The organism is Sphingomonas hengshuiensis (assembly GCF_000935025.1).
Taxonomy (GTDB): Bacteria; Pseudomonadota; Alphaproteobacteria; order Sphingomonadales; family Sphingomonadaceae; genus Sphingomonas; species Sphingomonas hengshuiensis.
In genome coordinates this window covers 3,942,421-3,956,458 of sequence record NZ_CP010836.1, presented here as the reverse complement: position 1 = coordinate 3,956,458, position 14,038 = coordinate 3,942,421, and the positions used below count along the sequence as shown (strand labels likewise).

General features: G+C 68.3%; 12 protein-coding genes. 10 read left to right on the top strand and 2 right to left on the bottom strand.

Annotated elements, in window-relative coordinates:
- Nucleotides 1-91: 91 nt before the first annotated feature.
- A complete protein-coding gene (locus tag TS85_RS17880; protein WP_044334022.1) occupies nucleotides 92-1,342 on the bottom strand; it encodes an N-acetylmuramoyl-L-alanine amidase family protein in 1,251 nt (416 codons plus the stop codon).
- Between the two features lie 500 nt (nucleotides 1,343-1,842).
- On the opposite strand from TS85_RS17880, the gene TS85_RS17875 reads away from it, so the two are divergent.
- The 5 genes from TS85_RS17875 to TS85_RS17855 all read left to right on the top strand — a co-directional run bounded on the left by TS85_RS17875 (nucleotide 1,843) and on the right by TS85_RS17855 (nucleotide 8,653).
- Nucleotides 1,843-4,593 (top strand): Rne/Rng family ribonuclease, encoded by a 2,751-nt coding sequence (locus TS85_RS17875; protein WP_044336566.1) that lies wholly within the window; start codon nucleotides 1,843-1,845, stop codon nucleotides 4,591-4,593.
- A 109-nt stretch (nucleotides 4,594-4,702) separates the two neighbouring features.
- Nucleotides 4,703-6,082 (top strand): M48 family metalloprotease, encoded by a 1,380-nt coding sequence (locus TS85_RS17870; protein WP_044334021.1) that lies wholly within the window; start codon nucleotides 4,703-4,705, stop codon nucleotides 6,080-6,082.
- Nucleotides 6,079-6,846 carry a DsbA family protein gene (locus tag TS85_RS17865; RefSeq protein ID WP_044334019.1) on the top strand — a complete coding sequence of 256 codons (768 nt, stop codon included), beginning with the start codon at nucleotides 6,079-6,081 and terminating at the stop codon, nucleotides 6,844-6,846. The genes TS85_RS17870 and TS85_RS17865 overlap by 4 nt, the downstream gene beginning before the upstream one ends.
- An 89-nt stretch (nucleotides 6,847-6,935) precedes the next feature.
- Nucleotides 6,936-7,886 (top strand): ABC transporter ATP-binding protein, encoded by a 951-nt coding sequence (locus TS85_RS17860; RefSeq protein WP_044334018.1) that lies wholly within the window; start codon nucleotides 6,936-6,938, stop codon nucleotides 7,884-7,886.
- Nucleotides 7,883-8,653 (top strand): ABC transporter permease, encoded by a 771-nt coding sequence (locus TS85_RS17855; protein ID WP_044334017.1) that lies wholly within the window; start codon nucleotides 7,883-7,885, stop codon nucleotides 8,651-8,653. The genes TS85_RS17860 and TS85_RS17855 overlap by 4 nt, the downstream gene beginning before the upstream one ends.
- A 16-nt stretch (nucleotides 8,654-8,669) precedes the next feature.
- Here the strand turns inward: TS85_RS17855 and TS85_RS17850 are convergent, their stop codons facing one another.
- Nucleotides 8,670-9,482, bottom strand: coding sequence for an IclR family transcriptional regulator (locus TS85_RS17850; RefSeq protein ID WP_044334016.1), 813 nt, complete (start codon nucleotides 9,480-9,482; stop codon nucleotides 8,670-8,672).
- Between the two features lie 243 nt (nucleotides 9,483-9,725).
- On the opposite strand from TS85_RS17850, the gene TS85_RS17845 reads away from it, so the two are divergent.
- Genes TS85_RS17845 through TS85_RS17825 form a run of 5 tightly spaced genes read left to right on the top strand, consistent with a single transcriptional unit; the run spans nucleotide 9,726 to nucleotide 13,986 of the window.
- A complete protein-coding gene (locus TS85_RS17845; protein ID WP_044334014.1) occupies nucleotides 9,726-10,580 on the top strand; it encodes a fumarylacetoacetate hydrolase family protein in 855 nt (284 codons plus the stop codon).
- Nucleotide 10,581: 1 nt separating this feature from the next.
- Nucleotides 10,582-11,460 carry an amidohydrolase family protein gene (locus tag TS85_RS17840; RefSeq protein ID WP_044334012.1) on the top strand — a complete coding sequence of 293 codons (879 nt, stop codon included), beginning with the start codon at nucleotides 10,582-10,584 and terminating at the stop codon, nucleotides 11,458-11,460.
- On the top strand, nucleotides 11,457-12,491 hold the full coding sequence (locus tag TS85_RS17835) for an aldo/keto reductase (RefSeq protein ID WP_044334010.1): 1,035 nt from the start codon (nucleotides 11,457-11,459) through the stop codon (nucleotides 12,489-12,491). The genes TS85_RS17840 and TS85_RS17835 overlap by 4 nt, the downstream gene beginning before the upstream one ends.
- Nucleotides 12,488-12,787: a UxaA family hydrolase gene (locus tag TS85_RS17830; RefSeq protein ID WP_044334008.1), complete on the top strand. Its 300-nt coding sequence runs from the start codon at nucleotides 12,488-12,490 to the stop codon at nucleotides 12,785-12,787. The genes TS85_RS17835 and TS85_RS17830 overlap by 4 nt, the downstream gene beginning before the upstream one ends.
- Entirely contained in the window at nucleotides 12,784-13,986 is a 1,203-nt protein-coding gene (locus tag TS85_RS17825; RefSeq protein WP_173426244.1) for a UxaA family hydrolase, read from the top strand. The genes TS85_RS17830 and TS85_RS17825 overlap by 4 nt, the downstream gene beginning before the upstream one ends.
- Nucleotides 13,987-14,038 lie beyond the last annotated feature (52 nt).

Below are 14,038 nucleotides of genomic sequence, written 5' to 3'. Positions count from 1 at the left end.
CGCCGCGGATGCCAGCCGATCAAAACACCTCCGTAACCACCTTTGCGCCGAACGCCCTATAATGAGCGGGAGCGGGGAGGGTGCGATGGGTTCAGCGGGATGCCATGCGAGTAGCGAAATGGACTTCGACGGCGTTGCGCACGCTCTTCGCCACGCGTCGCCGGCCCTCGTCGGAGGCAAGGAACTCGGCGTCGCGGTCGTTGGAGAGATAGCCCGTCTCGAACAGCACCGACGGCATGTCGGGGGCCTTGAGCACCACCAGCGACGCCATGCGGTGGTAATTCTCCTTGATCGGGATCAGCGGCTGCGCCTCTCGGCCCAGCAGCCGCGCGAAGCTCGCGGACAGGTTCATCGTCTCGCGCTGGGTCAGGTCGATCAGGATCGACGAGATGTCGGGGCTCGCCGCGCCGAGGTCGACGCCGGAGAGGATATCGGCCTTGTTCTCGCGCGCCGCCAGCCGCGCCGCTTCCTTGTCCGACGCGACTTCGGACAGGGTATAGACCGTCGCGCCCGACGCGCCGCTGCTGCCCGCGCTGTCGCAATGGACCGAGATGAACAGGTCGGCATGGAGCTTGCGCGCCAGCCCATAGCGATCCTGGAGCACCAGGAACCGGTCGTCCTCGCGCGTCAGCGCCACCCGGACGCGCCCCGATGCGAGCAGCGCGTCGCGGATCGCCAGCGCGACCTTGAGCGTCAGGTCCTTTTCGCGCAGCCCGCCCGACGGAGAGATCGCGCCGGGATCATGCCCGCCATGGCCGGGATCGATCACCACCAGCGGGCGGTCGGCCTCGCCATAGACATGCGGCAGCGCGGCGGCGGGGGCGCGGACCGGCAGCGGCATCGACACGCTGTAGCTGTGGCGCCCGGCGGGCTGGAGATAGGTGAAGGGCGGCAGGAAGCTCATTCGCCGTTCGGCCGCGGCGCGCGCGAATCGCGCATCGTCGACAGTGCGCAGTTGGAGCGTCAGCGTACGGCCATCGGCCCCGAAGCGGCCCTCGGTGACGATTGCGGGGCGCGCCAGGTCGAACACGATCCGCGCGCCGCCTTCGCCCTGCGCACCCTGGCGGATCGCCGCGACGGCGCCGCCTGCGCTGGCGCTGCTGCCCGGCCCGGCGCCCGCAATGTCGATTGCAATCCGCTGCGGCCCGCCGAGCAGGAAGGCGCTGGCGCGCGCGACCGGCGCGTCGAACCGGACGACGACGCGGTCGCCGCGCACGCGCACGTCCTGCACGACGCCTGCCCAGCTTGGCACCCCGGCCAGCCAGCCGGCGAGAAAGGCGAGCAGGAAGAACACCCGGGCGATATGGCGCCTCGGGAGGAGGGGGGTCCAGCCCAAATCCATGCAACGATACTCGACACCGAAATTACCCTGACCGGACCGTGCTAGGGTCGGCGTCTCAAGCGGGGGTGAAGCAGCGCGGTTAACCCGCCGTTCGGCATGTTTTTGCCGGCAAGCCTGCAGCTTGTTGCCGCAGCCGGCGATAGTTGCCGATGTTTCCGCGGAGTTGCCGCGCCGCGCGGGGGGTGCTACGCAGTCGATGCTCCCGTCATAATATGGGAGCCGTATCCGCGACTTCTTCGTCGCGACAGTTCAGGTTGACGTTTGCATGAGGCAATTTCCCCACCGTCCACGCGCCCAGGCCATGCTGGCCGGCCATGCGACGGCGGTGGAGCTTCCGGACCGCAGGTCCGGGCGTGCGCATGCGACAACAGCATCTTTTGAAACCTGCGGGACCGCAGCCGGCGTCGCCGGCCCTGGCCGCATTGTACATCGCGCGCTCGCGCCCCAGCTCCTTGACGGACAAGGCCGGCGCGCCCGGAGAAAATTAAATGACCATGCGTATGCTGATCGACGCACGCCACCGGGAGGAAACCCGCGTGGCCGTCGTCAAAGGGAACCGGATCGAGGAGTTTGATTTCGAGTCCGCCGAGCGCAAGCAGCTCAAGGGCAATATCTATCTGGCCAAGGTTACCCGCGTAGAGCCGTCGCTCCAGGCGGCGTTCGTCGATTATGGCGGCAACCGCCACGGCTTCCTCGCCTTTTCCGAAATCCACCCCGATTACTACCAGATCCCGAAGGAAGACCGCGACGCGCTGCTCGCCGAAGAGGCCGAGCATGCCGCGCAGGAAGCGGCGCTGCGCGACGAGGATGGCGACGACGACGATCACGACCATGACGGCGACGACGACGTCGAAGTGCTCGAGCGTCCCGAGGATGACGAGGGCGAGCACGACGCCGACGCCGAGGAAGGCGAAGAGCCCGCGTCCGAAGGCGGTCGTGGTCGCGGTCGCGGCAAGCGCGGCGGCAACGGCGACGAGGCGGAGGCGCTGCGCCAGCGCCGCATGAACCTGCGCCGCCGGTACAAGATCCAGGACGTGATCCGCCGCCGCCAGGTGCTGCTGGTCCAGGTCGTCAAGGAGGAGCGCGGCAACAAGGGTGCGGCGCTGACCACCTATTTGTCGCTCGCCGGTCGCTACTGCGTGCTCATGCCCAACACCGCGCATGGCGGCGGGATCAGCCGCAAGATCAGCTCGGCCGCCGACCGCAAGCGGCTCAAGACGATCATGGCCGACCTGAAGCTGCCGCCGACGATGGGCTGCATCGTCCGCACCGCGGGGCTCCAGCGCACCAAGGTCGAGATCAAGCGCGACTTCGACTATCTCGCCCGGCTGTGGGACGGCATCCGCGAGACGACGCTCCAGTCGTCGGCGCCGGCGCTGGTCTATGGCGACAGCGACCTGATGAAGCGCGCGATCCGCGACATCTATAACAAGGATATCGACGAAGTGATCGTCGAGGGCGAGGACGGCTATCGCCAGGCCAAGGAGTTCATGCGGCTCCTGATGCCCAGCCATGCCCGCAAGGTGAAGCAATATGCCGATGCCGTGCCGCTGTTCCAGCGCGCGGGCGTCGAGGAACAGCTGTCGGCGATGTACCATCCGGTGGTGCAGCTCAAATCGGGCGGCTATCTGGTGATCAACCCGACCGAGGCTTTGGTCTCGATCGACATCAACTCGGGCCGCTCGACCCGCGAGCATTCGATCGAGCAGACCGCGACTCAGACCAATCTCGAGGCCGCGCAGGAAATCGCGCGCCAGTTGCGGCTGCGCGACATGGCGGGCCTCGTCGTCATCGACTTTATCGACATGGACCACGGATCGAACGTCCGTAAGGTCGAGAAGGCGATGAAGGAGGCGCTCAAGAACGATCGCGCGCGCATCCAGGTTGGCCGCATCTCTGCCTTCGGGCTGATGGAGATGAGCCGCCAGCGGCTGCGTACCGGCGTGCTCGAGGCTTCGACGCGCCAGTGCCCGCATTGCGAAGGCACCGGGCTTGTCCGCACCGCATCGTCGGCGGGGCTGTCGGCGCTGCGCATGATCGAGGACGAGGCCGCGCGCGGTCGCGGCTCGCAGCTGCTGCTCCGCGCCAGCCAGGAGGCTGCGCTCTACGTCCTCAACCGCAAGCGCGCCGAGCTGGCCGAGATCGAGGACCGCTACGGCGTCATGATCGAAGTCGCGTCGGACGGCGAGCTGGAGGGCGCGCGCATGTCGGTCGAGGCCGCCGGCCCGCCGCCGACGCACGCCCCGCGGATCGAGCGCCTGATCGAGGAGCCCGAGGAGGATTTCGTCGAGGAGATCGACGAGGAGGAAGAGGAAGTCGAAGAGGCCGAGACCGAGGCGGAAGCCGAAGCGCCGCGTGCCGCGCGTCCGCCGCGCGAGCGCCGCGACGAAGGCGAGGATGAGGGCCGCGGCAAGCGTCGTCGCCGCCGTCGCGGTCGCGGGCGTCGCCGTGAGGGCGAGGCCGGCGAAGGCGGCGAGCGCGTCGAGGGCGATGCCGAGGGCGACGAGCCCGAGGACGGCGAGTCGGTCGAGGCTGAGGTGGCCGAGACCGAAGCGACGGTCGTCGAGCGAGCCGAAGCAAGCGAGGCCGAAGGCGGGCGCAAGCGCCGCCGTCGCGGTCGCCGTGGCGGACGTCGCGCTTCGGGCCTGAACGAGGACGGCAGCAGCGCCGACACCGGATCGGATGAGGCGAGCGAAGACGACGCCGCACCCGAAGCCGAGGTTGGCGAGCCGGTCGAAGTCGAGGCCCCCGAGGTCGAGGCCGCAGAGGTCGCAGTCGAGCCTGCGCCCAAGCCGAAGCGCGCGCGCCGCAAAAAGGCCGATGCCGACGCGCCGGTCGCCGAGCCCGAAGCTGCTCCGGTCGAAGCCGCCCCGGTAGAAGCCGAGCCCGCGCCCGAGCCGGTCGCCGAGCCTGCGGTCAAGCCGAAGCGCACGCGCAAGAAGAAGGTCGAGGCCGAAGCCCCGGTCGTCGAAGCCGCGCCCGAGCCCGCGCCCGACCCCGCGCCCGCGCCCAAGCGCCGCGCCCCGCGTCGCAAGGCGGCCGCTGCCGACGCGGTTGCCGATGGCGGCGCGGATCCGGTGGCAGAAGCGGTGGCGGAAGCACCGGCCGCTGCTTCCGCCACTACCTCGCCCCAGGCCGAGACTGTTGCGCAGGACCTGACTCCTGCCGAGGCGAACGACGCCGATTCCGCCGGTTCGGCGGAGGGTGGGTCGCCGCGCCGCGGCTGGTGGCAGCGGACGTTCGGCGCATAATGCCTGTGGGAAAGGGGCGGCGCCGTTGCCGCCCCTTTCCTGCGGTCGCGCTTCACCCCATGTTCAGGGCGCAGGCGCGAGGGCGGGTGCCGCACAGGGAGTTCGGACGATGATCGTGGCCTTCAGGCGCCTTGCCACGCTGCTGGCGCTGCTCTGCCTGACCAGCCTCGCCGTGCGCCCCGCCGCCGCCCAGTCGGTGCTGCGCGATGCCGAGACCGAGGCGCTGCTGATGGACATGGCCCGGCCGCTGTTCACCGCCGCCGGGCTGTCCCCCGCCAATGCGCGGGTCGTGCTGATCCAGGATGGCTCGATCAACGCCTTCGTCGCGGGCGGGCAGATCGTCTATATCCATTCCGGGCTGATCGACGCCGCGGACACCGCGAACGAAGTCCAGGGCGTGATCGCGCACGAAATCGGCCATATCGTCGGCGGCCATGCGGTCATGCAGAATGACGGCGGCTATACCAACATCTCGATCCTCAGCCTGTTGCTCGGCGCCGCCGCGATGGCGGCGGGGTCGCCCGAAGCGGGCACCGGGCTGCTGATGATGGGCCAGCGCGCCGCGATCGGCAAATATCTGGCGTTCAGCCGCGTCCAGGAAAGCTCCGCTGACGCCGCGGGCGCGCAATATCTGACCAAGGCCGGGATAACCGGCAAGGGGATGCTGTCCTTCTTCAACAAGCTGACCGCGCTTCAGCATCGCTATGGCTTTTACAGCACCGATCCCGAAGTCGATCCGTTCGCGCAGACCCACCCGATGTCCGCCGACCGTGTCGAGACGCTCAAGGCCGATCTCCAGGCCGCGCCGGGGTGGAACACGCCGCTCAACGCCGATCTCGAACGCCGTTTCAAGCGCGTCCAGGCCAAGCTGCGCGGCTATGTCAACGATCCGCAGACGACGTTGCGGCTCTATCCCAAGAGCGACCAGTCGGCCCCTGCCCATTATGCCCGTGCCTATGCCTATCACAAATCGGGCTATCCCGATCAGGCGCGTGCCGAGACCGAGGCGCTGGTCAAGCTCGCCCCCGCCGACCCCTATTTCCTCGAGCTGGAGGGGCAGATCCTGCTCGAATCGGGGCGCCCCGCCGACGCGCTGGCGCCGCTGCGCCAGGCGACCGAGGAGACGGGGTATCAGCCGCTGATCGCCGCGACCTTCGGCCATGCGCTGCTCGCGACCGACGATCCCGCCAACCTGCCCGAAGCCGAAAAGGTGCTGCGCCAGGCGGTGGCGCGCGATCGCGAGAACCCCTTTGCCTGGTATCAGCTCGGCACCGTCTATGAGCGCAAGGGCGATGAGCCGCGCACCGCGCTGGCCACCGCCGAGCGCGCGGACCTGACGGGCGACGCGCGCACCGCTCTGTTCAGCGCGCGCGCGGCGATGGCGGCGCTGCCGCAGGGCTCGGTCGACTGGATACGCGCGCAGGACATCATGATGGTGTCGCAAACCGCGATGGAAAACGACAAGAAGAAGCGGCGGAGACTGCAATGATCGATCGGCTCGCACAAAGCCGCCTCGCGCTCGGCGTGGCGCTCCTCCTCGCGGCGCTGCTCGGTGCCGCGCTGTTCGCGGCGACGCAGCTGCTGGCGCAGCGCAGCCCCGCGCTCCCCGGCGAGACGATCCGCGCCTATCTGCTCGAGCATCCCGAAGTGCTTCCCGAGGCGATGGAGCGGCTTCAGGCGCGCGAGAACGAGCGGGCGCAAAAGGCGCAGGCGGACGCGCAGAAGGGCGTCGGCCAGCACCGCGCCGCCGTCGAGAAACCCTATGCCGGCGCGTTTGCCGGCAACCCCAAGGGCGACGTCACTGTCGTCGCGTTCCTCGATTATGCCTGTGGCTATTGCCGCGCCAGCCTGCCCGGCATTGCCGAACTGATCGCGAAGGACCCCGGCGTGCGGATCGTCTATCGCGAATATCCGGTGCTCGGCCCCGAAAGCGTCGTCGCCGCGCGCTGGGCGCTCGCCGCCGCCGAACAGGGCAAGTTCCGCGCGTTCCACGAGGCGCTCTACGCCGCGGGATCGCCGAGCAACGAGGCGATCGTTGCCGCTGCGGCCAAGGCCGGGCTCGATACCACGCTTGCGCAAAAGGCGGTTGGGTCGCGCGCGGTGGAGGGCGAGATCGTCGCCAACCACAAGCTCGGCGAGCAGCTGGCGATGACCGGCACCCCCAGCTGGGTGATCGGCGGCAAGCTGCTGTACGGCGCACGCGATTATCAGGGGCTGGCAGACGCCGTCGCGCTGGCCCGCGCGGGCAAATAACCCTGCGTAATTGCGCGGGGCGCGGGTTGCCCGCCGACCGGGGGCTCCTTACGTAACGGCTACGTTCCTTTTACGGATTCCCCCCGGCCATGCATTCTATTCTATCGCTTTCGGGCGTGAGCAAGACCTATGGCTCGGGCCATGTCGCGCTCTCGCATGTCGACCTCGACATTCGTCGCGGCGAGATTTTCGCGCTGCTCGGCCCCAATGGCGCGGGCAAGACGACGCTGATCAGCATCGTTTGCGGCATCGTCACCCCCAGTTCGGGGACGATCCTGGTCGACGGCCATGACGCGATCCGCGCGCCCCGCGAGGCGCGCTCGCGGATCGGGCTGGTGCCGCAGGAGATTGCCGTCGACATGTTCTCCTCGGTCGCCTCGACGCTGCGCTTCTCGCGCGGGCTGTTCGGGCGCGCGCCCAACCAGCCGCATCTCGATCAGCTCCTCAAGGATCTGTCGCTGTGGGACAAGCGCGATGCCAAGATCATGGAGCTGTCGGGCGGCATGAAGCGCCGCGTGATGATCGCCAAGGCGCTGTCCCACGAACCCGACATCCTGTTCCTCGACGAGCCCACGGCGGGCGTCGACGTGTCGCTGCGGCGCGACATGTGGCGGCTGATCGGCACGCTGCGCGAACGCGGCGTCACGATCATCCTGACGACGCATTATATCGAGGAAGCCGAGGAGATGGCCGACCGTGTCGGCGTGATCGACAAGGGGCGGCTGCTGCTGGTCGAGGACAAGGCCGCGCTGATGCAGAAGCTGGGCAAGCGCCAGATGGACATATCGCTGGTCGAGCCGATGGCGGCGATTCCCCCCGCGCTGGCCGAATGGCAGCTCAGCCTCGAGGATGAGGGGCATAAGCTGCGCTACAGTTTCGACGCGCAGGCGGAGCGCACCGGCATCCCCTCGCTGCTCCGCGCGCTGGCCGATCACGGCATCGGGTTCACCGATCTCGACACGTCGAAATCGAGCCTCGAGGATATTTTCGTCGACCTTGTCGAGCGCAAGGAACCGGCCAGCGCGGAGGCAGCGGCATGACCGGCATCAATTTCCATGGCATCTGGGCGATCTACCGCTTCGAAATGGCGCGCACGCTGCGCACCTTGTGGCAGAGCATCGTCACCCCGGTCATCACCACGTCGCTCTATTTCATCGTGTTCGGCGGCGCGATCGGCAGCCGGATCGATTCGATCGGCAGCGTCAATTATGGCAGCTTCCTGGTCCCCGGGCTGATCATGCTCTCGCTGCTGACGCAGAGCATCGCCAATGCGTCGATCGGCATCTATTTCCCCAAATTCACCGGCACGATCTTCGAACTGCTTTCGGCCCCGATCTCGGCGCTGGAACTGGTGGTCGGCTATGTCGGCGCGGCGGCGACCAAGTCGATCGTGATCGGGCTGATCATCCTCGCGACGTCGGCGCTGTTCGTGCCGCTGCGAATCGATCATCCGGCGGCGATGCTCGCCTTTCTGGTGCTCACCTCGGTGACGTTCAGCATGTTCGGCTTCATCATCGGCATCTGGGCAAAGGGGTTCGAACAGCTCAACATCGTGCCGGCGCTGCTGGTGACGCCGCTGACCTTTCTCGGCGGCGCCTTCTACTCGATCGACATGCTGCCCCAGCCGTGGCGCACCGTCAGCCTGTTCAACCCGGTCGTATACCTGATCAGCGGTTTCCGCTGGGCGTTCTTCGGCAAGGGCGATGTCGACATCGCGTGGAGCCTGGGGTTCACCGGCGTGTTCCTGGCGCTGTGCCTGGGGCTGATCGTCGCGATCTTCCGGACGGGGTATCGGCTGAAAAGCTGAGGGGCGGGCGGCCGCGTCAGTCCGCCTGCGCGCCCGGGGGCTGCCAGCCGAGCGCGACGGAGATGCGCTGTGCGGTCGCGCGCAGTTCGACACAGGCGTCTTCGATCGACACGAGCTGCGACCCGTCGATCAGGTCCATGAACGGCACGGTGAGCGCGGCGAGCAATTCGCCGTCGAAGCCAAAGATCGGGCAGCTGATATCGGTCACGCCGCGCGTGACGGCGCTCTCGCGCAGCACATAGCCGTCGGCCCGGACCTTTTGCAGCCGCGTCGAGAGCGCGCCATGGCCGACCGGCTCCTTGCGCAGCGCCGCCGCGCGCGCCAGCAACCGCTCGGCGACTTCCTCCGACGAGAAGGCGAGGAGGATGCTCCCCGAACAGCTGCGCACCAGGTCGATCGACGCCCCCACGCGCAGCGCAAAACCGCGCACCCCCGGATTTTCCTCGCGCGCGATGATCAGCCCTTCGCCGCCCTGGAGCACGACCAGATGGCACGACTGGCCGATCGCCGCCGCCAGTGCCTGCATCTCGGGCTGCGCCGTCACCACCAGCTTGCGCGCCGGGGTGGCGCGATAGGCGACGTCGAGGAATTTATACGTCACCGTGTAGCGATCGGTGACTCGCGATTTCTGGAGATAACCCGCCTCTTCCATCACCACGACGATGCGGAACAATTCGCCGAGCGACCGCCCGAGCGCGGTGGCCATTTCGCTGGCGAGCAGCCCCTGGGGATTGTTCGCGAGCAGCTCGATGATCAGGAACGCCTTGTCGAGCGCGGGGGCGCTGTAGCTGCCCTTGCGTTGCGTCGTCGTCTCGTCCCGCTGGGCCATCGGAGTCTTTCACCTTGCACTGAATCGACATGGGTAGCGACATCGGTCCGATGCTGGCAAGCCGCCGCCCCCGCGACGGCGTCCTTGACGATCGATGATATCAAGTTATCACATATGCGATGACTATTGGGCGTCGCGCGGCGCTCGGGTCGACCCTAAAATGCGCGTCGCACTGGCGCTGGCCGGCGTTGTTGCCGCGCCGAAGATCGACCGTTCCATTCTGGCCGCTACGAAGGATATGCGATGAAACTCTGCCGCTATGGCGCCCCCGGGCACGAACAGCCCGGCCTGATCGATGCCGAGGGCCGGCTGCGGTCGCTCGCTGGCCATACCGATCTCTCGCCCGATGCGCTGGCCCCCGATGCGCTGGCAACGCTCGCGGCGATCGACGCGGCCAGCCTGCCGCTGGTCGAGGACGCGCCGCGCTACGGCGTGCCGGTGGCGGGCACGCGCAAGTTCATCGCGATCGGGCTCAACTATGCCGATCACGCCGCCGAATCGAACCTGCCGATCCCCGAAGAGCCGGTGGTGTTCAACAAATGGGTGAGCTGCCTGCAAGGGCCCAACGACCCCGTGGTGATCCCGCGCGATTCGAAGAAGACCGACTGGGAAGTCGAGCTGGGCGTCGTCATCGGCACCCGCGCCGAATATGTCGAGGCGGCGGACGCGCTCGCGCATGTCGCCGGCTATTGCGTCATCAACGACGTGTCAGAGCGCCATTGGCAGGCCGAGCGCGGCGCGACCTGGGACAAGGGCAAGGGCTTCCCGACCTTCGGACCCGTCGGCCCCTGGCTGGTCACCGCCGACGAAGTGGGCGATCCGCAGAACCTGTCGATGTGGCTCGACGTCAATGGCAAGCGGCTGCAGGACGGCAGCACCCGGACGATGATCTTCCCGGTCGCCGAGATCATTGCCTATTGCTCGCAGTTCATGACGCTGGAGCCCGGCGACATCATCACCACCGGCACCCCGCCGGGCGTCGGGCTGGGGCAAAAGCCCGAACCCTGGTATCTCAAGCCCGGCGACGTCGTGACCCTGGGCATCGAGAAACTGGGCGAGCAGCGCCAGGAATTTATCGCCTGGGCACCGCGCGGCTGACATGGCGCGGCCTCCGTTCGTCGACGCGCATCTGCACCTGTGGGACCGGGATCGGCTGCGCTATCCCTGGCTCGACGAGCCCGACAAGGCGTCGATCGCCGGCACCTACACCGTGGCGGATCACCGCGCGGCGGCGGCCGAGTGGAATCTGGTGGGCGCCGTGCATGTCGATGCCGGCGCCCACCCGGACGATGGCGAGCGCGAGACCGACTGGCTGAACGACGTCGCCGATGCCACGGGCCTGCCGACCGCGATCGTCGCCCGCGTCGAACTCGACGCGCCCGATGTCGAGGGGCTGCTCGAACGCCAGGCGGCGCGGCCTCGGGTGCGCGGCGTCCGCCATCTGGTCAACTGGCATCCCGATGCCAGCCGCCAGGCCTACCCGCGCGATCTCACGGTCGATCCGGCGTGGCGGCGCGGCTTCGGGCTGCTCGCGCGGCATGGCCTCCGCTACGATTTTCACGGCTTCCCGCCGCAGCTCGCCGGGCTGGCGGAGGCCGCCGCGCTGCACCCCGACGTACCGGTGATCGTCAACCATCTCGGCCTGCCGATCCCGGCGGACGGGCTGGAGCAGTGGCGCGCCGGGCTCGCTGCGCTGGCGGCGATGCCGCAGGTGTCGATCAAGCTCTCGGGCGCGGGCTTCGTCCATGCCCCGTTCGACGTCGCCGCCTTTGCGCCGATCGTCGACGAAGTGATCGACCGCTTCGGCACCCGCCGCGTGATGATCGCCAGCAACTTCCCCACCGACCGGCTGTTCGCGCCGCTCGACGTGACGCTTACGGCCTATGAGGCGCTGCTCACCGGGCTGTCCGACGACGAACGCGCCGCGCTTTGGGGGCGTAACGCCAACCGCCTCTATCGATTGGACCTCGACCTGTGACCGTCATTCCCCATCGTCCGATCGGCCGCACCGGCCTCACCGTTCCCGAACTAGGCTTCGGCGCGGCGTCGCTCGGCAACCTCTATCATCCCGTGTCGGACGCGGACGCGCGCGCGGCGATCGATGCGGCGCTGGCCGCGGGACTGCGCTATGTCGACACCGCGCCGCATTACGGGCGCGGGCTGTCCGAACGCCGCGTCGGCGACGCGCTGCGGCTTCAGCCCGATGCCGTGATCTCCACCAAGGTCGGGCGGCTGATGGACCCCGATCCCTCCGTCACTGACGATTCCGAACGCGACGGCTTCCGCTCGCCGATGCCGTTCCGGATGCGCTACGACTATAGCCATGACGGCATCCTGCGCAGCCACGAGCACAGCCTCCAGCGGCTCGGGGTGGCGAAGATCGACTTGCTCTATGTCCATGACATCGGCGGGTACGTGCATGGCGAGGCGGCGGACGGCTATTGGCAGCAGCTCACCACCGGCGGCGGGCTGAAAGCGCTTGCGCGGCTGCGCGACGAGGGCAGCATCGCGGGCTTCGGTATCGGCGTGAACGAGATCGCGGTGTGCCTGGAGGTGATGCAGGAAGCGCGGCTCGACGCGATCCTGCTCGCCGGGCGCTATACGCTGCTCGAACAGGATGCGCTGGATGCGCTGTTCCCGGCCTGCGCAGCGGCGGGCACGTCGATCGTGATCGGCGGCCCGTATAACAGCGGCATCCTCGCCACCGGCACGCGGCGCGCAGACACGATCCATTATGATTACGGCCCGGCGCCCGAACCCGTGCTGGCCCGCGTCCGCGCGATCGAGGCGGTGGCCGATCGGCACAAGGTCCGCCTCCCCGCCGCCGCGCTCGCCTTCGTCCTCGCGCATCCGCTGGTCGCGAGCGTCATCCCCGGCATCGGCAGCGCCGCGCGCGTGGCGCAGACCGTCGACCTGTATCGCGAGGCGATCCCGCTCGCCTTCTGGGAAGAACTCCGCAGCACCGGCCTCGTCCGCGCCGACGCACCCCTGCCGGCGCCGCCGCGATGACCGCCGCTGCGATCCGCATCTCGCCTAGCGACAATGTCGCGGTCGCGTGCCGCGATCTGGTGCCCGGCGAAACCATCCGGGTCGAAGGCATGGCGCTTCCGATCACCGAGCCTGTCGCTCTCGGGCATAAGATTTCTCTTTCGCACCTGGAAGCGGGCGACAAGATCATCAAATATGGCATGCCGATCGGATCGGCGACCGCGGCGGTGCCGGCGGGTGGCTGGGTGCATATCCACAATATGCAAAGCGACTATATCCCCGCGCACCTGCGTGACGCGGCAGGAGACCATTCATGAACCACGCGGCAATGACGGGCTGGCTGCGCAGCGACGGGCGCAAGGGCATTCGCGATGCCATCGTCGTCGTCTATCTGGTCGAATGCGCGCATCATGTCGCGCGGCGCATCGTCGACAAGATCGACGATCCGCGCGTCCAGCTGATCGGCTTTCCCGGCTGCTATCCCAATGACTATGCGCTGGCGATGATGAAGGCGCTCACCACGCATCCCAATGTCGGCGGCGTCGTGCTGATGTCGCTGGGGTGCGAGAGTTTCAACCGCGAGGCGCTGGCCGCCAATGCCCGCGCGCACCAGCGCCCGGTCGAGACCGTGGTGATTCAGCACGCGGGCGGCACCGGGCCGGCGATCGCAGTGGGGATCGCCGCAGTCGAGCGTGTCCGCGCCGACGCCGATGCGCGCGCGACGCGCGTGCCGATGGCGCTGTCCGAACTCGTGATCGGCACGATCTGCGGCGGGTCCGACGGGACCAGCGGGATCACCGGCAATCCGGCGGTGGGCCGCGCGTTCGACACGCTGATCGATGCGGGCGCAGCCTGCGTGTTCGAGGAAACCGGCGAGATGATCGGCTGCGAGGGCCATATGGCCAGCCGCGCCGCGACTCCCGAGGTCGCCCAAGCGCTGATCGCCTCGGTCCACAAGGCCGAGGTCTATTATCGCGCGATGGGCTATGGCAGCTTCGCGCCGGGCAATGCCGAGGGCGGGCTGTCGAGCCAGGAGGAAAAATCCGCGGGCGCCTATGCCAAATCGGGCAGCCGCCCGATCGACGGCGTGATCGATCCCGCCGAGCCGGTGCCCGGCCCCGGCCTCTACCTGCTCGACGTGGTGCCGCCGGGCGATCCGAAGTTCGGCTTCCCCAATATCGTCGACAATGCCGAGATCGGCGAGCTGATCGCCAGCGGTGCGCATGTCAACCTGTTCGTCACCGGGCGCGGCTCGGTGGTCGGGTCGGCGATCTCGCCGGTGATAAAAATCAGTGCAAATCCAGATACTTACCGAAGGATGGTGGGCGACATGGATGTCGATGCGGGCCGCATCCTCGAAGGCCGCGGGACCCTCGACGAGGTCGGCGCCGAGATCGTCGACCGCATCGTGGCGGTGGCGCAGGGCGCGCAGACCAAGTCGGAGGCGCTCGGGCACTGCGAGTTCATCCTGACCTACAAGGCGTCGGCCCCCTCGCGTCCGGCGGTATGCGCCTGACGCGCCTCTTGCCCGGACACCGCCGGTAGCCGCGAGGACCCTAAACTTCCTA